This window comes from Peribacillus saganii (genome assembly GCF_003429095.1).
Lineage (GTDB): Bacteria > Bacillota > Bacilli > Bacillales > DSM-1321 > Peribacillus > Peribacillus saganii.
Genome location: NZ_QVTE01000047.1, coordinates 1 through 24,496, shown reverse-complemented (window position 1 = coordinate 24,496; position 24,496 = coordinate 1). Strand labels below are relative to the sequence as shown.

Here is a 24,496-nt window from a genome sequence, read left to right as displayed (position 1 = left end):
CATTATTTAACCGTAATGAGAAATGAAAGAAAATGGAATCGCTTACTTTTTTTATTATATGAATGGAATGAAAGTGGGCCTTTATTTTCATAAGAATTTAAACAATCGGTCCATAAAGAAGCCAATATGAATAAAAAAACAAATATACTTGCCAAATATTTATTTTTTTTACTTTTCAGGCTTTAAAACTAATTATTATACGGCTACAACAAACCCGAGAACCTAAATAAGGCTAAAACCTATATGACAAATCTTCTTCAATCAAAACTAGGTATTGGGTATAACTATAAGTATTATGCAGCTTGATGAAAACGATAATATGGTTTAACCTTTTTTCAAGGGAGTGAAATTCGTGAACGATAATATTTCAGATATTGATTACCGGCAGATTATTGAATATTCACTTGAACCGCTTATCATCCACACAGATTTTAAAATAATTTATATTAATCACGCAGCTGAAGTATTTTTCAAAGCAAAAAAAGCAGAGGTTATCGGAGCTAGTCCTTTAGATATATTCCAGGAAACATCAAAGATGGCAATAAAAAAAAGAATACAGTCCGCTTACGAAAACCCAGCAGAGATTATTGAAGAAACAATATATAGAATGGACGGAACAACAGTTGATGTTGAATTATATTGCCACCCTGTACTAATGAAAGATACAAAGGCTATTCAAACCTATGTGCGAGATATAACCGAAAGAAAAGAATCTGAAAAAAGGCATAAAGAAATCATAAAGGAAGTAAATGAACTGTCTGCGACTATAGTTCCTCTTTTACATGGGATTGCGGTACTTCCTCTGGTGGGTTCTATTGATGAAGATAGAGCAAGAAAGCTTTTGGACATTGTGCCAGTTAAGGTCCAGGAGCAAAACGTAGAATGTTTAATCATAGACTTTTCCGGTATCTATAAATTAGACACAATTGTAACGGATTACCTTTTTAGAATTAATAACGTAATATCTCTACTTGGTGTTCACTCTATCATAACAGGGTTAAGACCTGAGTTAGCTATAGTTGCCATACGCTTAAACATGGATTTGGCTTCCACACCAACAATGTCTACTGTAAAAGACGCACTCCATTCCCTGGGTGTGGAATTAACAGCCGATCGCTGCGGAAAATAACAGGATATTAAATACAAAAAATAAGGACCGAAACTGGTCCTTTTTTTCTTGCTCGAATGTAAATTTACAAAAATCTACTCATCCAGATAATAAGAATAAAATTTACTGGTTCTTCAGAAAATTGATTCGTGCGTTCGTTTAAAGCGACATCAGTGATTGTTTTCTCCGATTCATAGGTAAGGTCATCTTAACTATATAACAGAAACACCTTTGAACTTCGTGGTACTTTTCGTTCCATTTCACTTTTAAATATAAGTATAAAAAAAGTGTTCCCACGAATTAAAATCGCAGAAACACTAATAACTGGTACGCCCTCGGCAGGAATCGAACCCACATCTCAAGAACCGGAATCTTACGTGCTATCCGTTGCACCACGAGGGCATGATTAGATTTACAACTCAATAATTTCTTAAGCCGACAAATATTATTATATTGCAATTCATTCATATTTGCAACCCTTAAACATAAATTACATTTTATCCTAATTGGATAGTGACTTGCTTTCTTAACTTATTTTAAAATAAATGAAGCTAAGAATCCATGTTTAATTTGACCAACAATGGGTATTATGGTTAAAGGTTATATCTACATACCTTGTGAATAGAAAAGCATATTGTTTTATCCGGTAACATAGCAGCGAAATATGTCTGCAAATTGTCGAACGAATAATTTTTATCGGCATGCCTTTCGTTTGACCTAAATTGACCAAAAGGTGTATTATTATCATTACTAAGTATTCCCTTACAAGGAATACATAAATTTGCTCTCTTATAAAAGGAGGAGAATATCTTGAATTTAATTCCTACAGTTATTGAACAGACAAACCGCGGGGAACGTGCATATGACATTTATTCCCGCTTGCTGAAAGACCGCATTATTATGCTTGGAAGCGGAATTGACGATAATGTGGCTAACTCTATCGTAGCCCAGTTGTTATTCCTTGAAGCAGAAAATCCGGAAAAGGATATTACGCTATATATCAACAGCCCGGGCGGAAGCATAACTGCCGGTATGGCGATTTATGATACAATGCAGTTCATTAAACCTAAGGTGTCTACAGTTTGTATTGGTATGGCTGCTTCAATGGGTGCATTCCTTCTGGCTGCGGGTGAAAAAGGAAAACGATTTGCCCTTCCTAACTCAGAAGTTATGATCCACCAGCCGCTGGGCGGTGCGCAAGGCCAGGCAACTGAGATTGAAATCGCAGCTCGCCGTATCCTGTATTTGCGTGATAAGTTAAACAAAATCCTCGCTGAACGTACAGGTCAGCCTCTAGAGGTAATCGAACGCGATACAGAGCGCGATAACTTCATGCCAGCTGAAAAAGCGAAAGAATACGGATTGATCGATCAGCTTATTACTCGCAATGAGAATAATCCAGCTGCCAAGAAAGATAAGGAATAATACAAGAAAAGCGCAGGCGCCCTACCAGAGGAACATCAACTAAGTGCTGGCGCCCTGTGTCAAACGTCGACGCCAGCACATCCTAGCAGAGGAAGAACGGCATCGCCACGTCCTTTTTCTTCGTAGGCACTAGCACGTTCTGTGCGTCGGGGGCTTTATTTTCCTACGGAAAAAAAGTTGCTGAGCGCTGAAGCTAGACATCTGTACATGTAAAAAAGTGTGATATATTCTTATAAAAAAAACACCCAGCCGGGTGTTTTTTTATATTGCCTGCTCGATAAATGCAGCAAGAGCCTCAACTGCTTCTTCTTCATCTCTTCCTTCAGCGCTCAGTGTGATGCTGGCACCGGAACTGACAGCCAGGCTCATCAAGCCCATTATGCTTTTTGCATTTACTTTTTTGCCGTCTCTCTCAAGAAAAACTTCTGAACTGAACCTGCTTGCCTCCTGAACGAACAGTGCAGCGGGACGTGCCTGCAGTCCAGATTTCAACCGGACCTCTACCTGTTTCTCCACCATACTTTATCCTCTCCTTTCATCTTTTAGCTTCTTAATCCTACGATTCTCCTGCTCTCATCTTTTCTGCTATTTCATCGATCTTCCGCAAACGATGATTGATGCCGGACTTGCTGACCGCGCCTCCAGAAACCATTTCTCCCAATTCCTTAAGGGTGACATCCTGGAATGCCACTCGGAGCTCCGCGATTTCACGAAGCTTATCCGGTAAGACGTTAAGGCCAACTGTCTGATCAATAAAACGGATATTTTCTACCTGCCTTAATGAAGCCCCAATCGTTTTATTGAGGTTAGCAGTTTCACAATTAACAAGGCGGTTGACTGAATTACGCATATCTCGGACGATTCGCACATCCTCGAAACGCAACAGCGCCTGATGTGCACCTACCAGGTTAAAAAAGTCCGCTATTTTCTCGGCTTCCTTAAGATACGTTATGTACCCTTTTTTCCGCTCATGGGTTTTCGCTTTTAAACCAAACGAATTCATCAGTTCACAAAGCTCATCATTGTGTTCCTTATACAGTGAAAAGATCTCCAAATGATAGGACGAGGTTTCCGGATTATTTACCGATCCCCCTGCAAGGAAAGCACCTCTTAAATAGGACCGCTTGCAGCATTTTTTTCCCACTAAGGTATTTGAGATAGTATGCTGTATTTCAAAACCCGCTCCGAGAATCTCTAAGTCTTCAAGAATTCTCTGGGCTTCTGATGATAACCGGACAATATAGACATTATTCTTTTTTAGCTTCATTTTCTTTCGGACAAGAAGTTCGACCTGTACTTGGTACACCTTCTTTAACAGCGTATAGATCCGGCGGGCTATAGCCGCATTTTCTGTCTGTATATCAATGATAAGCTTCCGATTGGAAAACGATAAGGAACCGTTCATTCGGATAAGTGCGCATAACTCGGCTTTCGCGCAGCAATCCTTCCCTTCCAAGGTCGTCAGCTCTTTTTTTGTTTCTGATGCGAATGACATCCGATTAACCTCCAAACCACTTACAATAAATCCAAAGACCGATGCCAATATTCTTTTATACGTTAAACCAATGGTTTGGTTTCATTTTGAAGCAGCTTATATAACAAAGCCGCTACCTTTTTTGTATCATGTCGAATGGCGCTTCCCTCATAAGAAATAATTTTCTCCTGGACAATATCCAGTCCAAGCTCTTTTAGCCGTTCCAAATCAAAGTCAACCGGTTTTGCATATTCCTCTTTATATTTAAGCTGTACATCCTCAGGTATCGGCTCATTGTTAACAAGAATTGTAGTCATGAAGGCACAGCCCATATGCTTGTAAATAGCCTGAACATGGTCGCTTGCTGTATAGTCAAGCGTTTCTCCTGCCTGGGTCATTAAATTGCAAATATAGACCTTTTTTGCCTTCGACCTGCACACTTCTTTTCCTAGAGTAGGAACCAAAAGATTAGGAAGAATACTTGTATATAAACTGCCAGGGCCTATAACAATTAAATCTGCCTTTCTGATTTCCTGAATCGTTTCCGCAAGCGGATTAATCTTCCTTGGTGTTAAAAACACCTTTTTAATTCTTTTTCCTGAATAGGGAATTTTGGACTCCCCCGAAACGATCGAGCCATCTTCCATTTCAGCGTGCAGCACCACACTCTGATTGGCTGCGGGCAGCACTTTTCCCCGTACATTCAGCACCTTGCTCATTTCCTGGATGGCGTGGACAAAATCACCGGTAATGGAAGTCATTGCGGCGAGGATCAAATTTCCAAGCGAATGCCCAGACAATTCATTTGAACTGCCGAACCGATGCTGGAACATTTGCTCTACTAGCGGCTCTACATCGGAAAGGGCAGCAAGAACGTTGCGGATATCGCCCGGAGGCGGGATATCCATCTCTTTTCGCAATCTTCCCGAGCTGCCGCCGTCATCAGCAACCGTAACGATAGCAGTAATATCAACAGGGAGGTTCTTTAAGCCCCTCAGTAAGACAGACAGCCCTGTGCCTCCGCCGATTATGACGATTTTAGGCTGCTTTGGATTCATGGTCATTGCTGTTTTTCCTTCCTCTTTGCAATATCCCGGTGCGTAATATGTGTGACATACCCATCCTCAAAATAGTGTCCAATATATTCCGCAAGAGCTACGGACCGGTGCTGACCTCCCGTACATCCGATTGCAATGATCAGCTGGGCTTTTCCTTCCCTTTTATAATGGGGGAGCATAAAGCTCAGCAGATCGGTAACCTTTTCAAGGAATTTTTGCGTTTCGGTCCATTTCAAAACATAGCTGGAAACTTCTTCTTCCAATCCTGTTTTAGGCCTCATATGATCAATATAGTGCGGGTTCGGCAGGAATCGGACATCAAAAACGAGATCTGCATCAATCGGAATTCCATGTTTAAATCCAAAGGACATAATGTTCACGGTAAATACAGGCTTTTTATCAACTGAAAATTCGGTAAGAATCTTTTCCCGAAGTTCTCTCGGCTTTAGTTCTGAAGTATTGTAAATAACCTGTGCTCTTCCCTTTAACTCCTCAAGAAGGCTCCGCTCCGCTTTTATTCCCTCGAGCGGCAGTCCCGATGGAGCAAGAGGGTGTGTACGTCGTGTTTCCTTGTACCGGCGGACCAGCGCTGAATCATCGGCATCCAAAAACAGGATGTTTGGAGTGATCCAGGAAGTCTCTGCAAGATCATCCAATGCACGGAATAAATGATCAAAAAATTCCCTGCCTCTTAAGTCCATAACCAAAGCCACTTTATTCATTTTGCTGCCAGATTCCTTCATCAGTTCAAGAAATTTCGGAAGTAGGGTTGGCGGCAGATTATCTACGCAAAAAAAGCCTAAATCTTCAAAGCTTTGAATCGCAACCGTTTTTCCGGCTCCTGACATACCTGTAATTACTACCAATTGTGTCTCGCTTACAGATCCTGTACTCAATTCCTTCTCCCCCCGCCTATTTTATATATTTATATTCGCATCAGCCTGGATCAAGCCTGTAAGATAAGAGCTCAAAATCCGGGGTGTAGGTAAAAGTTCCGTAAATGATTCCAGTTCCCTGTATCATATATTCCAGTATATGCGTGTCTCCTTCCGCCATAGGAAGGTTTTTAATTTGATCAAGAGGATGCCATTCAAGCTTGCCCTCTTCACACTCATCCACATTTACTCCATCAGAATCTACAGCATAAAAAGTGAACATCATCCATTCAGAGAGCACCTTATCCCCTTCCTTCATAATGAAAGTAAAGATTCCTTTCAAGGAAGGATTTTTCAAATAAACACCTGTCTCTTCACGGTATTCTCTTATGCATGCGTCCCTCACCGATTCACCCGGCTCCATTTTACCTCCTGGAGCAACCCACCATCCACGGCGCGGCTTTTGCAGTAACAAAACTTTTTTTTCCCTTACTAATACGCAGTTTGTGACACGTTGCACTATTTTCACCTCGGTCTTATGCTCTGCAAATACATCCATAAAAAGTGAGCCATATTTTTATGGCACAAGATTCCTTTCACAGAGAAAAATCAGACATTTTTATATTATTGTTTGCATTATATTCAATCTTTAGATGAAAACGTATTCCATTTATTATACTATTTTTCAAAACTGCCCACAACGAACATATACCTGGAAAATCAAGAAAAGCGCAAGCCCCCTGTTTAAGAGGCAGAACGGCTAAATTCACTACGTCCTCACAAAGCTGTCGCTTTGTTTCGTGCGTTGCCTCGCTGCCGTAGCGTTCCTTGTCCTGTGGCAAACACCGTTTTTACCCACATCGTGTGGCCGCTGGAACTCGCTGGAACCAAAAAAAAGACACAGTTTTCGCAAACTGTGCCATCCAAAGGATTTATAAATATAAAAGGGGGTCAATTACTATTCTAACTATACCTGAACATTGTTTCATTAGTGTTACAGCTTAATTAAAACAGAATTACGTTTATAAAGCCTCGTTACACTTTACCCTTTTAATTTCATTTGTTCTGCAAGCTCTTCCACAAAATGCTGTGCACTCTGGGCTGCAATACTTCCATCGCCTGTAGCGGTAACGATCTGGCGAAGTGATTTTTCCCTGATATCCCCAGCAGCAAAGATTCCCGGAACTCGGGTTTCCATGCGTTCATTTGTTTCAATGTAACCTGCTTCATTTGTAATTCCCAGGTTTTCAAACGGTTTCGTCAACGGCAGCATACCGATATAAATGAATACTCCGTCAGCCGGGAACTCCATCTCTTCACCGTTTTCAGTGGAAACTAGAGTTACACTGCCGACTTTTCCGTTATTTTCATTAATCTGTTTTACTGTATTATTCCAGATGAAATCAATTTTTTCATTATCAAATGCCCGATCCTGAAGAATCTTTTGGGCACGGAGCTCATCGCGGCGGTGAACAATTGTCACTTTTGAAGCAAAGCGTGTTAAATACACACCTTCCTCGACAGCAGAGTCTCCGCCTCCTACAACTACTAATTCTTTTTGTTTAAAGAACGCTCCATCGCAGACGGCACAATAAGAAACGCCTCGGCCGCCTAGTTCATTTTCACCTGGAACACCTATCTTCTTATATTCCGCACCGGCAGAAATGATCACTGAACGGGCTTTATATTCTTTAGAACCCGCCCGCACTGTTTTGAATTCTTCGCCATCGATAATTTCTTTCACATCGCCATATGCATATTCTGCTCCGAATTTTTTTGCGTGGTCGAACATTTTCGTAGACAATTCCGGGCCGAGAATATGATCAAAGCCTGGATAGTTTTCTACCTCTTCTGTATTCGCCATTTGCCCGCCAGGTATTCCACGTTCAAGCATCAACGTAGAAAGGTTGGCACGAGATGTATACACTGCAGCCGTCATACCAGCAGGTCCTGCACCAATTATAAGCACATCATAGATTTTTTCTTCTGACACCTTTTTTCACTCCCTCAAAAAAATACATGGCCAAAGAGCTTACGTATTATTCTTTTAGCATTTCCCTACTCATATCCTATATAACAAACAATTTACAGTCCAAATATTTGCTCAACGAAGCAGTGAATTTACTAATTTTACATATTTAGCCAATGTCGAGGTAGAAATATAATATTTTTTTGCAATTTCCTGCTGGCTTTTCTTCTCATCCCTTAGCTTGTTCCAAGTATATTCTGAAGCTGCAGCCCAGGCTGCCGGGTTCGTAAGCTTAATGTTTTCATTGACCGCTTCCACAAACAAAGAAAACCACATAAGAAATAAACCTGCTTCTGAAATCTGAATCGGGGTGAAATGTTTATATAGAAGTTCAGCCGTTCGGTCAGCAAATTCAATCTCACTGTTCATGCCCTGTGAATGTCCCGTAAGCAGCTTGATATAATTCTGCTCCAGCTGTGTTAATTTTTCATTATCGGCGAAAAGAGAGTGTTTGTGCAGCATATCCCTTTCCATTGAATGTTTACTAAGAAAAATAGCAAACAGCCTCTCCTCAGCATAGTCGCTATCTATTCTTTTCAGAATGGATGGAGTGTGGTTCTCAAAACCATCGGCTTGCTGGTTTCCTTCTGCCCACGGCTCCATGCCAGCCTTATCGGGACTGATATCAAGCACCCTTTTCCACGCCTGCTTTGCCGTATGTTCATGCCCCAGGTAGTGTGCAGAAATAGCCAGCCAATAAAAGAAAGTGGCATCTCCTTCAAAGCCTTGCTTCTGGAGCTGTTTAAGCCACTGATAAGCAAGCTGGTATTTGCCAACCAATGCAAACGTTGCTCCAAGCTTGAACCTTTGTTCCAAAACAATTGGGCGGATTTTGGCAAGCGCTTTAACCAGTTCATCCAGCTCCATGTCCCTTTGCTGGTAAAAATGAAAAACAGTCATGTTGCAGAGTGCATGCAAATTACCCGGACTTTTTTCGAGCACGGTATCTAGCGTCCGGTAGGCTTCTTCTGTCTGGCCTACATAATAATAAGCCAGCGCCAAGTTGTTATAGGCCGACCAAAAATCAGGATATTCCTCAATTGTCTCAAGCAGCACCTCAATAGCCTTTTCAAAATTACCGCATTCGAGGTACTCCCTTGCTTTCTCCTGTTTAAAAATCAGGCCATCTTCCTGGTTAAAGCTTTCTTCTCCCTCATCTGTTTCAAAAGTGATCAAGTCAAGAAGATCCTCAGCATCCTCTGAAAACTCTCCGTCCTCTTCCTTATCAAGGTAAGCATTCGCATGGCGGTAAGCCTCTTTAAACATTCCGAGATGAGCATAATTATTTGCCAAAAAATAATGGCATTCCGCCATCAACGGATCCAATACATTCAATATATTTTCTAGAAGATTGTTTGAGTACGTGTACTCTCCCATCTCCGTGCAGGTAATAGCGAGCTGGCAAGCAATCATCGGCTCATTCGGCTCGAGCGCCATTGCACGCTCCAGATATTTTTTTGCTTTATATAAATCACGTCTGTGATATGCTTTTAAACCTTTGGAAAAATAATATTCCCCTGTTGGATGAAAGGGTAAAATTTTGGCCTGTTGGCCGCCTTTTGAATCGTTCCCCATGAAGTCCTCCATCTTAAAGCAGATTAACTCTACTATTATAGCATATTATTGCTAAAACAGGAATGGTTTGATGAGCACTATCAGATCTAATGCCGATTAACCTGCCGAAATACTGTAGGCGCAGCCCTCTTTACTTGTTTCTGGAATAATTGCATGGCACAAAAACAGGCGCTAATAGGGGGATATATTGGATGGAACTTTTATTCCCCCCTACATTTATGAGAGTTTATGAGGTAAAAACGGACTTTTTTTAAATTTTTTTGTCCCTTAATGGAGCAATTCACCAATCTGCCCGCAAAAACAGGGATGTTTTTCATATAATATTGACCGAATAACCAAGAATCCCAGCTCTTTTTGCCAATATACATATACGGGTATCTCTATATTTCATAAATATCGGCAACTTCACTCATTTATCAGCGACTTTGAAAATATATCGTCGACTTTGTAAATATATCGTCGACTTTGTAAATTTTATCAGCACTTTTACAGTATATCGATTTCTCGACAAAAAACGACAAGCTCAACTTGTCATTTTATATAGAGATTCATCTGGTTATACCATGACACAGACTACAAATTTGATTATAAAAAAAATCCTGATACTAAAAAACACCGATAATACTCTATCGGTGCCTTTCTTTAAGGGCGTCCAGCACCCGCTGGAATGGAAGTTCCTGTTCCTGCAGCAGGACAAGCAAGTGGTATAACAGATCTGCTGATTCCCACTTTAACTCTTCATAGCTGCGATTTTTGGCCGCAATAATGACCTCAGCTGCTTCCTCGCCAACCTTTTTTAGAATTTTATCCACGCCTTTGTCGAACAAATACGTTGTATATGATCCCTCTGGCATAGCAGCTTTTCTATCGCCGATAAGCTTTTCCAATTCCAATAGAAAGTCTGCCGAAGGAGTCTCTGCACTGCTTACCGGAGTATCACCCTCAACTTTTACCGATCCGCCTTCACCAAAGCAGCTGACCGAACCGGTATGGCAGGCAGGACCTTCAGGAGTTACTAAAACTACTATTGCATCACTATCGCAATCTGCCTTCATTTCTACGATTTTCTGCGTATTGCCGCTTGTAGCTCCCTTATGCCATAGCTCCTGTCTTGATCGGCTGTAAAACCATGTTTCACCTGATTCCAATGAAAGTTTCAATGACTCTTTATTCATATACGCGAGTGTTAATACTTCTTTCGTTTTTGCGTCCTGAACGATGGCAGGGACAAGCCCATTTTCATCGAACTTTATTTGCTCTATATTCATCTGACCAACACTCCTTGACGTTTTAGAAACTGTTTCACTTCATGGACTGAAGTTTCTTTATAGTGAAAAATCGAAGCTGCCAGCGCGGCGTCTGCTTTTCCGGCTTTAAAAGCTTCCTCAAAATGCTCTGCATTGCCGGCACCTCCTGAAGCGATGACCGGAACGGAGACCGCTTCACTCACGGCACGTGTTAAATCAAGGTTGAACCCTTTTTTCTCTCCGTCATTATCCATGCTTGTCAGCAGGATTTCACCTGCACCCCGATCCACTGCTTCTCGAGCCCACGCAATAACTTCTTTATCAACCGGCTTTCGCCCGCCGTGTGTATATACTCTCCATGAACCCATAGAAGAGTCATATTTCGCATCAATCGCAAGGACGATGCATTGTGTCCCAAAATATGCGGCTCCCTCATTAATTAAATCAGGACGCAGTACCGCTGCTGTATTCAGTGAAACTTTATCAGCCCCGGCTCTTAAAATCCGCTTCATATCCTCAAGAGAATTAATGCCTCCGCCAACCGTGAATGGGATGGCGAGCCTGGCAGCAACCTCTTTGACGACCTCAACCATCGTTTCCCGGCCTTCATGCGACGCTGAGATATCAAGAAACACCAGCTCATCCGCACCCTCGCGATCATAAAATTCAGCCAGCTCAACTGGATCGCCGGCATCGCGCAGTGAAACGAACTGAACTCCTTTGACAACCCTTCCTTCCTTTACATCAAGGCAAGGAATGATACGCTTGGTTATCATGATTTCACCTCTTCCAGCGCCTCTTTTAACGTAAATCTCTTTTCATATAATGCCTTTCCAACGATGGCTCCAATGATACCATGTGAGTAATAGGCCTTTAACTTACGCAGGTCTTCCAACGAGCTAATGCCTCCGGAGGCAATCACATTCCGCCCCGTTTCTTCAGCCATTTGCAGGACACCTTCCACATTAGGGCCTGACAGCATGCCATCTGTAGCGATATCAGTGATGATAAACGTTTCTGCACCAGCATCGGCTACTGCCTTGCCCAGCTCCACAGCCTTCGTTTCTGACGTATGCAGCCAGCCGTGAGTCGCAACCATGCCATCTTTCGCATCGATGCCGATCGCAATATGCTTGCCGTATTTTTTTAGCATGTCTTTTGTAAAATTCGGATCAGAAACAGCTGCACTTCCAAGGATAACTCTCTCAATTCCGTTTTCCAGGTAGTTTGCAATGTCCTTTTCAGATCGGATGCCGCCTCCGATCTGGATATTCGCCGGCAAATTTTTGGCAGCCTGGATGACAAACTGGCCACCCACAATCTGGCCTTCCTTTGCCCCGTCCAGATCGACCATATGAATCCATGCAGCGCCCTGATCTGAAAAGGATTTTGCCATATCAAAAGGGGAATCCCCATAAACCGTTTCCTGATTGTAGTCTCCCTGGATAAGGCGGACGCATTTGCCTCCACGCATATCAATTGCCGGATAAATGGCGAAATTCTCCATTATGATATCTTCCCTTCCGCTAGCTCAATGAAATTTTTCAACAGTGACATTCCCATATCACTGCTTTTCTCCGGATGGAACTGCATGCCAAACACATTTCCTTTGCCTACTACTGCCGGAACTTCTACTCCATAATTTGCTGAAGCAAGAATTACGTCCCTGTTTTCTGTTGCTACATAATAAGAGTGGACAAAATACACAAAGTCTTCTTCGGTTCCAGTTAATATCGGAGAAGTATTTACGAACTGCAGCCGATTCCAGCCCATATGCGGAACCTTATACATGGTTCCATCATCACCTGCTTCAGGCAATCGGACTACCTGTCCCGGAAGCAGCGAAAGGCCTTCAGTCAGACCATTTTCTTCACTTTCCTGGAATAAAAGCTGCATTCCAAGACAAATTCCAAGCAGAGGCCGGCCGCTTTCCACATAACTATGCAGGAAATCAGCCAGCTTCAATGAATGAAGCAAATGCATGGCATCCTTAAAGGAGCCAACTCCCGGAAGCAGAATTCCGTCTGCTTTTTCTAGCTCAGCCGGATTATCTGAGATAAAGCTATCCACATTTAAACGCTCAAGGGCTTTACTGACGCTAAAAAGGTTACCCATGCCGTAATCGACAATGCCGATCATCTACAACATTCCCTTCGTGGACGGTACCCCTTTTACTCGGGGATCTATTGAGGTTGCTTCATCCAAAGCACGTCCAAGCGCTTTGAAAATAGCCTCAATAATATGGTGAGTGTTATGCCCGTAATGAACAATTACATGAAGGTTCATTCTTGCTTCAAGTGCCAGCTTCCACAAAAACTCGTGTACCAGCTCCGTATCGAAGGTTCCTACCTTATGTGATGGAAGTTCTGCCCGCAGCTCAAGATGCGGCCTGTTGCTAAGATCGATTACTACCTGGGCCAATGCATCATCCATTGGTACAAACGCGTTTCCGTACCGCTTAATGCCACGTTTGTCACCCAGCGCCTGAAGCAATGCTTGTCCAAGACAAATTCCGATATCTTCGGTCGTATGGTGGTCATCTACCTCAATATCTCCTTTGGCATCGACTGTCATATTAAAATGGCCATGCTTTGTAAACAAATCAAGCATATGTGTCATAAAAGGCACGCCGGTCTCAATCGAAGACTGTCCTTCTCCATCAATTGAAAAATCCAATTTAACCTTTGTTTCACTGGTATACCGTTCAATACTTGCTGTACGCTCCATTTTGCAAACCCCCCTTAATTTTTTCCGTATATTTGATTTCCTTTACCGAACTAGTTCGTTATAAAAATATTACTTTCTCCGCACTTCAATCGCCCGCGCATGAGCTTCAAGCCCCTCCAGCCTTGCAAATGCCGCTATTTTCTCAGAATTGGCTTTAAATGCTTCTTCACTGTACATAATGATGCTTGATTTCTTTTGAAAATCATCAACATTTAACGGACTTGAGAAGCGGGCTGTTCCATTCGTTGGAAGCACATGATTAGGACCGGCAAAATAGTCGCCTACAGGCTCGGAGCTGTACCGTCCGAGAAAAATGGCACCAGCATGGCGGATCTTTGCCATTACGTTCATAGGATCCCGGGTGATAATTTCGAGATGCTCCGGCGCCAGCTCGTTTATGGCTGAAATGGCTCCTTCCAGTGAATCTGCCACGAAAATCCGGCCGAACTTCTCTATCGCTGCTCTCGCAATCTCTTCACGCGGCAGTTCGCCAAGCTGCTTTTCAACCTCAGCAGCAACACCTTCAGCAAGCTCCCTGGAAGTTGTAACCAGTACACTGCAGGCGCGGGTATCATGCTCCGCCTGAGATAACAGATCAGCCGCCACTTCCTCTGGAATAGCCGTATCGTCCGCCAGAACCGCAATCTCACTCGGCCCTGCTATCATGTCAATGTCCACATCTCCGAATACCTCACGCTTGGCAAGTGCTACATATATATTTCCTGGCCCGACAATTTTATCGACTCTTTCAATTGTTTCTGTTCCATATGCCAAGGCTGCAACCGCCTGGGCTCCACCGACACTATAGATTTCTGTGACTCCTGCAATATTGGCTGCAGCAAGTACTGCTGGCGATATGCCGCCTTCTTTGGCAGGCGGGGTCACCATCACTATCCTTTTCACTCCCGCTGCTTTCGCAGGCAGTACATTCATCAGCACAGATGATGGATAGGCAGCTGTTCCCCCGGGCACATACACACCAACAGAATCAAGCGGGGTAATTTTTTGTCCAAGCATTGTGCCGCTTTCATCCGTTGAAATCCAGGAATTGCGCAATTGTTTTTCGTGAAAGCTCTTGATATTCTTTGCTGCCTCCCGAATGATTGCCAAGTGCTCATCACTTAATCCCTGCAATGCTTCATTTATTTCTTTCTCGGTAATTCTCAAACTATGAAGATCGACCCCATCAAATCGCTTTGTTAATTCATATAAAGCGGCGTCTCCTTCATTCCTCACCTTTAAAAGAATCTCTTTAACTGCCGCACGCTGCTCTTCTGTTCCAGATTCAACCGACCGCTTTAAAGAGATACCTTCCATTAACTGTTCTATTTCCATTACTGTGCCTCTTTTCTGCAATAGTACTGTCACCTGAGAAAAGTTTTAGAATACTGATTCCCCGGACTCTAATCTATCAATAACTGCCGCAAGACGGTCTACAATTTCTGATATACGCTCTTCCTTAAGCCGGAAGCTGACCGGATTTGAAATCAGACGAGATGTAACATTGGCAATCCTCGAATACTCAACTAATCCATTTTCTTTTAATGTTTGCCCTGTTGAAACAATATCAACGATCCTCTCAGCGAGCCCAATCATGGGAGCAAGCTCAATTGACCCATTCAGCTTGATAATTTCAACCTGCTCACCCTGCTCACGAAAGTAGCTGGAGGTAATGTTCGGATATTTGCTTGCAACCTTTGGAGCAACATCGCTCATCTTTGTATCCGGCAAACCGGCAACTGCGAGATAACAAGCGCTGATTTTCAGATCCAAAAGCTCGTAAACGACTCTCTCTTCTTCCAGCATGACGTCTTTGCCCGCAATTCCAATATCGGCCACACCATGCTCAACATATGTAACAACATCCATTGGTTTTGCCAGAAAGAAGCGAAGCTTTTCTTCTTCAACCTCTAAAATCAGCTTACGGGAATCATCGAATTCAGGAGGAAGGATAAAGCCAGCCTTGCGCAGCAGTTCCAGAGCTTCTTCAAAAATTCGCCCCTTTGGCATGGCAATCGTTACATACTCATTCATCCCGTTTCCCCCCTATAAATAATTCAACCTCTTGATAGGCAGCCGTAAACCGGTCAACATTCTGGACCGAATTAATATCCTGAACGACAGCTCTTATTCCATTCCGCCGTTTTTCCTGTGCACATTCCAGCGCTTCTTTTCTTCTTTCCTGGCTAAATAGAATGCAGGAAACCTGTGCAGCAGACTCAGGTTCTCCCAGTGCCTCAACCAATTTATCGACGTGGACCGCAAAACCTGTAGCTGGTACATCACGGCCAAACTTTTTCAGCAAATTGCTGTACCTTCCGCCATTTCCAACGGGAGAACCGACGTTTCCGGCATACACCTCAAATAATGGGCCAGTATAATAACTCATATGGCTGATAAGAGTTAAATCGATATGTACCAAATGAGCTGCATCATGGTCATTCAATTGGTCCATGATTTCCCTCAGCTCAGAAAGCGATGCAGCTCCGCCTGCATTTTCCATCAGGGCTTCCGCTTTTTGCAGTGCATCTATTCCGCCTCTTAATCCGAGAAAGTCCAAAAGCCTCTGTTTGTCGATAGAGGATAACGGAAGTGACTTCACGTGCTCCCGGTAGCCCACATAGTTTTTATCATATAAAAATTTCCTTAGAACGCTTGCCCGCTCTTCTGTACCTAAAATACTCAAGAAGAGTGCCTGCACAAATCCGATATGTCCAATGGACACTTGAAATTCCGTAAGGCCGGCTGCCTTTAATGATGAGACCATGAGAGCAATGCTTTCCGTTTCAGCGCTTACTGATTCGTTTCCAATGCACTCGATGCCAATTTGTTCAAATTCCGCAGGCCGGCCGCCTTCCCGCTGCTGTGCGCGGTATACATTCGCATCATAAGCCAGGCGGACTGGAATTTGGAGATTTAATAGCCTGGATGCCGCTACACGGGCTATTGGAGCTGTCATATCAGGCCGAAGCACAAGCGTATGCCCTTGTTGGTCAAGCAGCTTAAACAGCTGCTGATCCAAAATAGCGGAAGCCTCGCCGACTGTTTCATAATATTCAAGTGCCGGTGTTTCAATAAATTGATAGCCCCAGAGCTTTATTTCATCAGTCATTTTTTTTCGGACTGCCGACTTTGCCTCATATAACAACGGAAGCGTATCTCTCATGCCAAGTGGTTTCTCAAACATAAACAGCTTCGTCATGCCTACACACCCTCTACCAAAATTATCTTATCTATATATTATTCTAAAAAAGACATTTTTTACAAACCCTTTAGTTCGCTAATATGCTAATAAGTTGAAGTTATTAGTAGTGTACTCCCACTTATTAGCCGCGTCAAGGGAAAAGATCAGCTTTTTCACCATGGAAATCTGATGAAAAACGTATATAAGCGGCTTTTTCTTTTGACTAAGCTATAGCTCATTGTTGATATTGACACTTTGTTGATGTCTAGCTGCAGCGCTTTCGCTTTTCTATATTCGAGCGGAAGATGCGAGACTCCTCGAAAATGCCTTGCATTTCCTTCGTGCGGTGTTTTTTCAAGGAGCCAATTCAATGTCCTGCGGGAAAACGGGTCAAGGGAGATCCCACAGGCACAAGCTCCGAGGATGCTCCCGAACCGCCGGCGGAAAGCGAGTACATGGAGCGGAAATCAACAGGCAAGTTTAACAGAGCTTCTTTTCTAAGGAATTCCTATGGATTTCTATGTTTATTGACTCTGATTAAGGGTATAGGAAAAGAATTAGCAGTCTATTAACAACAGGAGAAAAAACAGCCATGGATTCAAAATATGAATACTTCGTAGAGATCTTAAAGTCAGCCTATGAAACAGCAAATAAAGAGCAAGATATAACGTATGAGGAAATAATGACCCATCTTGAAAATGAGTTAACAGTTTTGCTGCAAAAACAATAGGGAATTGCCCCTAGCTGCGGGCAATTCCCTATTGTTTGTTTAATATACCAGATTCGGACCAACAGTACTCAGTCTCTAGCAAGCTCCGCTTTTTTCCGCTCTTCCATTTCTTCCATTGTATATATAACCCTCATGGGATTACCTCCGACAAAGCACCCTGCCGGCACATCTTTATGGACAAGTGTTCCGGCAGATACAATGGCCCGATCGCCGATCTTTACACCAGGAAGAATGGTTGAATTGGCTCCAATCATGACCTCGTTTCCAATCTCAACCTCTCCCAGACGGTATTCCTCGATTAAATATTCGTGGGCGAGTATCGTGGTATTATAGCCAATTACCGAATTCCGCCCGACCGAGATTTTTTCGGGGAACATCACATCAAGCATTACCATCAGGGCAAAAGACGCTTGATCGCCAACTTTCATTTTTAAAAAAGTGCGGTACAGCCAATTTTTCACGCCTAAAAAAGGCGTGTACCTGGCGATCTGGATCACAACGAAATTTTTTATGACCTTAAAGAAAGGAACTGTTTTATAAACATGCCACAGGGAATTAGCCCCTGTGACCGGATACCTGGTGGTGCGCCTCATTTTCCAGCAACCTTCAATATACCAAGCAAGTCTTCCATGCTCTCCAGCATAAAGTCAGGTTCAAATTGATTTAAATATTCACGGCCTTTTGCCGTCCAGGCTACTCCCGCTGTTTTTGTACCAGCATTTTTTCCTGAAAGTACATCATGGTGATTATCGCCGACCATAATGGCCTCCTCCGGCACTGAGTTTAGAAGCTTTAAGGCTTTAAGTACCGGCTCTGGATCGGGCTTTGCATTTTCCACATCATCAAGACCGATCACCACATCGAAAAATTCTGCCAGCCTTGTCACCTGAAGTCCTCTCACTACCGTATCATGCATTTTAGTAGACACTATCGCCAGCTTATAGCCCGCTTCCTTCAGTGCTTTTACCGTGTCATAAACACCATCAAATTCCTTCACCATCAAATCGTGGTTTGCCAGGTTATGCTCCCGGTATCGGGCAATCATCTCTTCCACCCGCTCGGGGTCTAAGGAAACAAATGTATCATATAAAGGGGGCCCCATGAATGGCAGGATGTCCTCCCGCTGATATTTATCGGGATAGTAATGATTTAATGTTGCCGTAAAAGAAGCGATTATTAAATCATTTGTATTGATCAGTGTTCCGTCTAAATCAAATAACAGAGTGGTAATATCAGTGTTCATACGAAGCTTCCTTCCTTTTAGCCAATTCTGCGCGATTCCAAATAAAAGAAACAGTCATTGTCAGCAGGATTGCGGTGGTAATCCTTATTAAAAATAACGGTAAAACCGGAATGCCAAGCGGGATAAAAATAAGCGTATCCTCAACGACAGCATGGCAGGCCACTAGAAAGATAAATGCCAATGTCATATCCTTTTTGCTGACATTATCTTCTTTGACTGCCTGAATCATAACCCCAGCTCCATACGCCAGGCCAATCGTCAAACCGGCAACCATGGTCATGGATGTATTTTCCTTCATTCCAAGCATCCTGGTAAAAGGTGCAAGTTTTTTGGAAAAAATCGTCAGCCAATTTAAGTCCTTCATGATTTGAATAATGACCATAAGCGGGATCACAATAATCGCTAACTGAAGGATTCCAAATGCTGCTTTTTGCAGGCCAGCCAAAAGAATCAAACCCCAGCCGGATAGTTCAGCCGTTTGGGAGCTGACAAGGCCATATTGGGCCGTTTCAGAGCCTCCCTGCCAGACAAGGTTAATGATAATGGCAGACAGGATTGCAAGCCCTATTCGGACAAGAACTACTACCCAAAGTTTTACTCCAGCCTTCATGGCAACGCTTGATTCAACCAGCAAATTATGTGAAAAGGATAGCATGGTTGCGATAATAAACACTTCTTTTACCGACAATTCCAGTGTTAAAATTGCTCCAATTCCAGCGTACAGGCTTAGAAAATTACCGATTACAAGCGGTATCGCAGCGTCTCCTGACAGGCCCAGCACTGCCATAAACGGGGCGATTGCGGAAACGACCCATTCCAGCACAGGGGTAAATTGCAATATGAACACAATTAATGTAATAGGAAAAATAACCTTTCCGAGCGTCCAGGTTGTTTTAAGACCAGCCTCCAGCCCCCTTTTGGCAGAGTTTTTCAGCATAGGTACTCCCCTCCCGCGCAGCTACTACGCATCTTTATATCTTTTATCTATTCCCTTCACCCTTCTATAGACAATCAGAAGCACAGCCAATGCGATCAGTACAATGGAAATGACCTGAGCAATGCGTAGGGTATCTGTAAGCATGAGGCTGTCTGTACGCAGACCTTCGATAAAGAAACGTCCGATAGAATACCAGATCACATAGATTAAGAACATTTCTCCCCGCAGCAAGTTAGCCCGTCTCAAGGAGATCAGAATTATTACTCCCGCCAGGCTCCATAGCGACTCATATAAAAAGGTCGGATGATAATAGACTCCTTCAATTTGCATTTGGCTGATGATAAACTCCGGCAAATGCAGGTTTTCCAAAAAACTTCGGGACACTTCCCCGCCGTGTGCTTCCTGGTTGATGAAATTTCCCCATCGCCCAATTGCCTGCCCTAGCAGGATACTGGGAGCGGCAATATCCGCCAGCTTCCAAAATGAAATATTCTTAACCTTCGCAAATATGATAGCTGTCAGCACGGATCCGATCAATGCACCATGAATGGCGATCCCGCCGTGCCATATTTTTATGATTTCCTCCGGGTTTTGCGAATAATAGTCCCATTTAAAAAGAACATAATAGATCCGTGCACAAATGATTGCAATTGGGACGGCAAATAAAATTAAATCAACAAAAATATCTTTACCCAGACCTCTTTTCTCCGATTCCCGCATAGCCAGCCATAAGGCCAGAAGTACAGCCGAACCGATAATCAGCCCATACCAGTGTACTTGAAGCGGCCCAAGAGAAAATGCGATTGGATCTATTGCCTGACTACCTGCATCCATTCTATCTCCCTCTCTTTGTTCCTATTTTAAAACACTTTTTATCTTGTAATATCATTACATATCTTCATGGCCGTCTTCAACGATGGCATCAGTCAGGCGCTCTGAAAATTGCTGAGCCGCGTTAACACCCATCCGCTTCAGCCGGAAATTCATAGCTGCTACTTCAATAATTACGGCAAGGTTCCTGCCTGGACGAACAGGTACAGTCAACTTGGTAATTTCCGTATCGATAATTTTCAATTTTTCCTCATCAAGCCCAACTCTGTCATATTGCTTGTTTTTTTCCCATAGTTCAAGGTTAATGATGAGCGATATCCGTTTATAGCTCCGGACTGCTCCAGCTCCGAATAACGTCATTACATTGATAATTCCTAACCCGCGTATTTCCAGCAAATGCTCAATCAGCTTAGGGGCATTTCCAACCAGTGTATCCTGGTCTTCCTGGCGGATTTCGACGCAATCGTCAGCGACTAGCCGGTGTCCTCTTTTTACAAGTTCAAGTGCGGTTTCACTTTTACCTACACCGCTTTTACCTGTAATCAGCACACCAACCCCATAAATATCTACTAATACACCGTGAACGGCCGTTGTTGGTGCAAGCTTGCTTTCCAGGTAATTTGTCAAACGGCTGAATAATCTGGTTGTCTTCATTCTTGACCGCATAACAGGAACCGACTCCCGTTCAGATGCTTCGATTAGCTCACGAGGAACCTCCTGATCACGGGTAATAATGATTCCTGGGGTAATATCCCTGCATAGCTCTTCCATACGGATCCTTTGTTCATTTTCACTCAGCTTATCAAAGAAAGTCATTTCTGATTTTCCAAGCAGCTGGACACGCTCTGCTGGATAATAATCGAAAAAACCGGCCATTTCGAGCCCGGGCCGGGAAAGGTCACTTGTCACGATTGGCTTGTTAATCCCTTCTTCACCACTGATAAGCTCTAATTGAAACTCTTCAATCAGATCCCTTGTGCGCACCTTTGCCATATATAGTTCCTCCTTTTGGAGTTATCTGCCAGTCTGAATTTTTTTACACATTCTCTATTTTAGCACTTTTTTATGAAGAACCAAATATATGAAGTGGAAACTTATGAAGTTTACCAAAGCGAGAAGCGGTTTAGACAACTAGATATGTATTAAATATACTTATAAATAACATATGGGCGAAAAAACAAAAAGAGGAGTTACCTTAATGGCGGAATCAAGGATACTAATAACCAACGGTGAGATCTATCTTGAAAATGAAATAATTGAAAACGGTTACTTAATCATTGAAGAAGGAAGAATCAGCAATGTTGGACCGCTGGAGCAAGCACCAAATTATTTTGATGGAACATTTATTACTTTGCAGGAAGGGGCGAAGATTGTGCCTGGATTTATAGACGTCCACATTCACGGTGCAGCCGGCGCCGATACGATGGATGCAACCACAGAAGCATTGCACACTCTTGCCTCCCATTTACCCTTGGAAGGGACGACAAGCTTTTTAGCAACAACCATTACCCAGGGAACAACCGAAATTGAGGCTGCCCTTGAGAATGCTGCTGAATATATGAAGTATCATAATGAGCCAGGATATGCTGAAGTACTGGGTATACATTTAGAAGGACCTTTTATTAATAAAAACAGAAAAGGAGCACAGCCTGAGGCGTATATCCTCCCTCCGGACATTGAATTGTTCTCTAAATGGCAGCAGATGGCCGGCGATAACATCAGATTGGTAACAATGGCCCCTGAGCAGCAAAATGGAATAGAACTCATACGTACTCTATCTGAATCCGGAGTCCTCGCGTCGATTGGCCATTCGGAAGCAACATATGAAGAAGTGAAAGCGGCAGTCCAGGCCGGGGCTACCCATGTTACCCACCTGTTTAACGGCATGCTCGGCCTCCACCATCGGGAGCCAGGGACAGCCGGTGCCGCACTATTATTTGATGAACTGAAAGCTGAGATCATTTCAGATGGAATCCATGTAAGGCCTGAAATGGTGGAGCTCGCTGTGAAAGCCAAAGGAATTGACAACATCATTCTAATCACTGATGCCATGCGCGCTAAATGCTTGCAGAGCGGGGTATATGATCTAGGAGGTCAACAAGTTTCCGTATCTGGAGACAAAGCACTCTTACAGGATTGTACCTTGGCGGGAAGCATATTAACAATGATAGATTCAGTAAAAAACATGCTCGCCTTTACCGGCTTGAGTTTAATGGAGATCATCCAAATGGCCTCCTCCAATCCAGCAAAACAGCTTGGGGTTTTTGCACGCAAAGGCAGCATAGCACACGGCAAGGATGCCGATCTGGTTATCCTTTCTCCGGACCTTGACGTCACCATGACCTACTGCCGGGGAAAACCTTGTGTGGCCACCATCAAATAATATATGACGGAGTGAAATAACATGAGCTTTACCATCATGAAGGCAGAAGACTATAACTCAATGAGCCTCCTTGCTGCAAAGAAAGTCATTGAGAAAATAAAGGAACAACAAAATATAGTGCTCGGGCTCGCAACCGGAAGTACACCCGAGGGGCTCTACCGGGAATTAATCGATGACCATAAACAAAACGGTACCAGTTACCGGAATATTAAAACTGTTAATCTCGATGAGTACATTGGGCTTGATAAAACAAATCGCAACAGCTACAAAAGCTTTATGTATGAAAAGCTTTTTCAATATATAGATATTCCCCCTGAACATACCCATATCCCAAATGGCATTGCAGATGACCCCGTCCGGGAAGCTGAACGATACGATAAACTTATTGAACAGCTGGGCGGAGTGGATTTGCAGATTTTAGGAATCGGTCACAATGGACACATAGGATTTAATGAGCCCGGAACATCTTTTTCCAGCAGAACACATATTGTCAAACTTGAAAACAGCACAAGAATGGCCAATTCACGCTTATTTAATAAAGTGGATGAAGTGCCATCACAGGCTATTACAATGGGTATCTCCAGTATTTTGGAGAGCAAGGAGATCCTACTGCTGGCTTCCGGTTCAGCAAAAGCACCAGCGATTAAGCATCTCCTCTCAGAAGATGTTTCAGAGAATTTTCCTGCATCCGCTTTAAAGCTGCACAAGAATGTAACGATTATAGCGGACAGTGCCGCACTGAAATGATGTGAGGGAATGATTTTTAAATGATTGACAAAAAATCCCCTGTACCGATCTATCATCAACTGTAGGAATTAATAAGGCAGCCGGACCGCTTCCGCTTTACCCATACACTTCAATGAAACTAGGTGAGATACGAGCCTTTTATCTTACTTTTGTATATAAATCCAAAGAACGTCTAACACAAAAGGAGTGATTAGGGATGAAAGTTGTATTGGATGCGGGGCATGGCTTTACCACTCCAGGAAAAAGAACCCCCGATGGAATGAAGGAATACGAGTTTAACAGGGCGGTAGCCGGGATGGTTCGTATACTTTTAGAGGCAGATAAAACGACTCAAGTATTTTTCTCTCATTCTGACAGCAGGGATGTATCGCTTGCCGAGCGGACAAGCCTGGCGAATTCCCTGGGTGCCGACTTATTCGTCAGCATCCATGCCAATGCGAATGGAGATGGCAGCTGGGATGACGCTCATGGTATTGAAACATTTATTTATACAACAGTTCCGCGAAAATCTGCTATCCTGGCAAATAGTATCCAAAAGCACCTGATTGCTGCCACAAAAATGCGGGATAGAGGAGTAAAAGCAGCTGATTTTCATGTTCTAAGGGCAACAAAATGTCCAGCAGTATTAGTAGAGTGCGGTTTTATGACAAACCGGCGCGAAGCCAGTCTTCTGCAGACGGATTCCTATCGCCAAATCTGTGCTGGTGCCATTACAAGCGGAATATTGGACTATCAAAAGAAGCTGCAAATTTAAGTTATGTTAGGTAATTACTGAAGGTAATACTTAAGAAATATTGCACCCGAAAAAGCCCTGTCATCCTTAATAAATGACAGGGCTGACCAGGGCGCTTCCGCTTTTCTATGATGTCTAGCTGCAGCGCCCAGCCCCTCGAGGTCATAAGCCAATCACTTCGGAAGGCAAA

Annotated in this window: 26 protein-coding genes and 1 tRNA gene; 6 read left to right on the top strand and 21 right to left on the bottom strand. The window is 43.2% G+C overall.

What is annotated here, in order from left to right; translation table 11 throughout:
- The first annotated feature begins 352 nt into the window (after window positions 1-352).
- Window positions 353-1,129 carry a PAS domain S-box protein gene (locus D0469_RS16255; protein WP_117327776.1) on the top strand — a complete coding sequence of 259 codons (777 nt, stop codon included), beginning with the start codon at window positions 353-355 and terminating at the stop codon, window positions 1,127-1,129.
- Window positions 1,130-1,438: 309 nt separating this feature from the next.
- Here the strand turns inward: D0469_RS16255 and D0469_RS16250 are convergent.
- Window positions 1,439-1,510 (bottom strand) — tRNA-Arg (locus D0469_RS16250).
- A 408-nt stretch (window positions 1,511-1,918) separates the two neighbouring features.
- Between D0469_RS16250 and clpP the strand changes: the two genes are divergently transcribed.
- Window positions 1,919-2,533, top strand: coding sequence for an ATP-dependent Clp endopeptidase proteolytic subunit ClpP (clpP, locus tag D0469_RS16245; protein ID WP_117327775.1), 615 nt, complete (start codon window positions 1,919-1,921; stop codon window positions 2,531-2,533).
- Window positions 2,534-2,794: 261 nt separating this feature from the next.
- Here the strand turns inward: clpP and D0469_RS16240 are convergent, their stop codons facing one another.
- From D0469_RS16240 to D0469_RS16165, 15 genes are all read right to left on the bottom strand, one after another.
- Window positions 2,795-3,052 carry an HPr family phosphocarrier protein gene (locus D0469_RS16240; protein WP_117327774.1) on the bottom strand — a complete coding sequence of 86 codons (258 nt, stop codon included), beginning with the start codon at window positions 3,050-3,052 and terminating at the stop codon, window positions 2,795-2,797.
- 37 nt (window positions 3,053-3,089) lie between these two features.
- Window positions 3,090-4,028: a DNA-binding protein WhiA gene (gene whiA, locus D0469_RS16235; protein ID WP_117327773.1), complete on the bottom strand. Its 939-nt coding sequence runs from the start codon at window positions 4,026-4,028 to the stop codon at window positions 3,090-3,092.
- 62 nt (window positions 4,029-4,090) lie between these two features.
- On the bottom strand, window positions 4,091-5,071 hold the full coding sequence (locus D0469_RS16230) for a gluconeogenesis factor YvcK family protein (protein WP_325048967.1): 981 nt from the start codon (window positions 5,069-5,071) through the stop codon (window positions 4,091-4,093).
- Entirely contained in the window at window positions 5,068-5,961 is an 894-nt protein-coding gene (gene rapZ / locus D0469_RS16225) for an RNase adapter RapZ (RefSeq protein ID WP_117327772.1), read from the bottom strand. Before rapZ ends, D0469_RS16230 begins: the two co-directional genes overlap by 4 nt.
- A 40-nt stretch (window positions 5,962-6,001) precedes the next feature.
- Window positions 6,002-6,460 (bottom strand): NUDIX hydrolase, encoded by a 459-nt coding sequence (locus D0469_RS16220; protein ID WP_117327801.1) that lies wholly within the window; start codon window positions 6,458-6,460, stop codon window positions 6,002-6,004.
- Between the two features lie 522 nt (window positions 6,461-6,982).
- Complete coding sequence (trxB, locus tag D0469_RS16210; protein ID WP_117327770.1) at window positions 6,983-7,933, bottom strand: thioredoxin-disulfide reductase; 951 nt, start codon at window positions 7,931-7,933, stop codon at window positions 6,983-6,985.
- Window positions 7,934-8,044: 111 nt separating this feature from the next.
- Complete coding sequence (locus D0469_RS16205; protein WP_117327769.1) at window positions 8,045-9,544, bottom strand: tetratricopeptide repeat protein; 1,500 nt, start codon at window positions 9,542-9,544, stop codon at window positions 8,045-8,047.
- 626 nt (window positions 9,545-10,170) lie between these two features.
- Window positions 10,171-10,812, bottom strand: a complete 642-nt coding sequence (hisIE, locus tag D0469_RS16200) for a bifunctional phosphoribosyl-AMP cyclohydrolase/phosphoribosyl-ATP diphosphatase HisIE (protein WP_117327768.1) — start codon at window positions 10,810-10,812, stop codon at window positions 10,171-10,173.
- The gene (hisF, locus tag D0469_RS16195) at window positions 10,809-11,567 is read right to left on the bottom strand and encodes an imidazole glycerol phosphate synthase subunit HisF (protein ID WP_117327767.1); all 759 of its coding nucleotides are present in this window, start codon (window positions 11,565-11,567) and stop codon (window positions 10,809-10,811) included. Before hisF ends, hisIE begins: the two co-directional genes overlap by 4 nt.
- Window positions 11,564-12,298, bottom strand: coding sequence for a 1-(5-phosphoribosyl)-5-[(5-phosphoribosylamino)methylideneamino]imidazole-4-carboxamide isomerase (gene hisA / locus D0469_RS16190; protein WP_117327766.1), 735 nt, complete (start codon window positions 12,296-12,298; stop codon window positions 11,564-11,566). The genes hisF and hisA overlap by 4 nt, the downstream gene beginning before the upstream one ends.
- On the bottom strand, window positions 12,298-12,930 hold the full coding sequence (hisH, locus tag D0469_RS16185) for an imidazole glycerol phosphate synthase subunit HisH (protein WP_117327765.1): 633 nt from the start codon (window positions 12,928-12,930) through the stop codon (window positions 12,298-12,300). Before hisH ends, hisA begins: the two co-directional genes overlap by 1 nt.
- Entirely contained in the window at window positions 12,931-13,518 is a 588-nt protein-coding gene (hisB, locus tag D0469_RS16180) for an imidazoleglycerol-phosphate dehydratase HisB (RefSeq protein WP_117327764.1), read from the bottom strand.
- 69 nt (window positions 13,519-13,587) lie between these two features.
- Window positions 13,588-14,853: a histidinol dehydrogenase gene (hisD, locus tag D0469_RS16175; protein WP_117327763.1), complete on the bottom strand. Its 1,266-nt coding sequence runs from the start codon at window positions 14,851-14,853 to the stop codon at window positions 13,588-13,590.
- Between the two features lie 45 nt (window positions 14,854-14,898).
- Window positions 14,899-15,552: an ATP phosphoribosyltransferase gene (hisG, locus tag D0469_RS16170; protein WP_117327762.1), complete on the bottom strand. Its 654-nt coding sequence runs from the start codon at window positions 15,550-15,552 to the stop codon at window positions 14,899-14,901.
- Window positions 15,545-16,720, bottom strand: coding sequence for an ATP phosphoribosyltransferase regulatory subunit (locus tag D0469_RS16165; RefSeq protein WP_117327761.1), 1,176 nt, complete (start codon window positions 16,718-16,720; stop codon window positions 15,545-15,547). Before D0469_RS16165 ends, hisG begins: the two co-directional genes overlap by 8 nt.
- Window positions 16,721-17,294: 574 nt before the next feature.
- Between D0469_RS16165 and D0469_RS21180 the strand changes: the two genes are divergently transcribed.
- A complete protein-coding gene (locus D0469_RS21180) occupies window positions 17,295-17,432 on the top strand; it encodes a hypothetical protein (RefSeq protein WP_158553528.1) in 138 nt (45 codons plus the stop codon).
- A gap of 68 nt (window positions 17,433-17,500) precedes the next feature.
- Here the strand turns inward: D0469_RS21180 and D0469_RS16155 are convergent, their stop codons facing one another.
- Genes D0469_RS16155 through hprK form a run of 5 tightly spaced genes read right to left on the bottom strand, consistent with a single transcriptional unit; the run spans window position 17,501 to window position 21,436 of the window.
- Complete coding sequence (locus D0469_RS16155) at window positions 17,501-18,025, bottom strand: acyltransferase (protein ID WP_117327759.1); 525 nt, start codon at window positions 18,023-18,025, stop codon at window positions 17,501-17,503.
- A complete protein-coding gene (gene ppaX / locus D0469_RS16150; protein WP_117327758.1) occupies window positions 18,022-18,675 on the bottom strand; it encodes a pyrophosphatase PpaX in 654 nt (217 codons plus the stop codon). Before ppaX ends, D0469_RS16155 begins: the two co-directional genes overlap by 4 nt.
- Window positions 18,665-19,612: a nucleoside recognition domain-containing protein gene (locus D0469_RS16145; protein ID WP_117327757.1), complete on the bottom strand. Its 948-nt coding sequence runs from the start codon at window positions 19,610-19,612 to the stop codon at window positions 18,665-18,667. Before D0469_RS16145 ends, ppaX begins: the two co-directional genes overlap by 11 nt.
- A gap of 24 nt (window positions 19,613-19,636) precedes the next feature.
- Window positions 19,637-20,446, bottom strand: coding sequence for a prolipoprotein diacylglyceryl transferase (lgt, locus tag D0469_RS16140; protein WP_117327756.1), 810 nt, complete (start codon window positions 20,444-20,446; stop codon window positions 19,637-19,639).
- A 54-nt stretch (window positions 20,447-20,500) separates the two neighbouring features.
- Window positions 20,501-21,436, bottom strand: coding sequence for an HPr(Ser) kinase/phosphatase (gene hprK, locus D0469_RS16135; protein ID WP_117327755.1), 936 nt, complete (start codon window positions 21,434-21,436; stop codon window positions 20,501-20,503).
- Between the two features lie 205 nt (window positions 21,437-21,641).
- On the opposite strand from hprK, the gene nagA reads away from it, so the two are divergent.
- The 3 genes from nagA (at window position 21,642) to D0469_RS16120 (ending at window position 24,327) form a co-directional block, all read left to right on the top strand.
- Window positions 21,642-22,826, top strand: a complete 1,185-nt coding sequence (nagA, locus tag D0469_RS16130; RefSeq protein WP_117327754.1) for an N-acetylglucosamine-6-phosphate deacetylase — start codon at window positions 21,642-21,644, stop codon at window positions 22,824-22,826.
- 21 nt (window positions 22,827-22,847) lie between these two features.
- Complete coding sequence (gene nagB / locus D0469_RS16125; RefSeq protein ID WP_117327753.1) at window positions 22,848-23,573, top strand: glucosamine-6-phosphate deaminase; 726 nt, start codon at window positions 22,848-22,850, stop codon at window positions 23,571-23,573.
- A gap of 196 nt (window positions 23,574-23,769) precedes the next feature.
- Window positions 23,770-24,327: an N-acetylmuramoyl-L-alanine amidase family protein gene (locus D0469_RS16120; protein ID WP_117327752.1), complete on the top strand. Its 558-nt coding sequence runs from the start codon at window positions 23,770-23,772 to the stop codon at window positions 24,325-24,327.
- Window positions 24,328-24,496 lie beyond the last annotated feature (169 nt).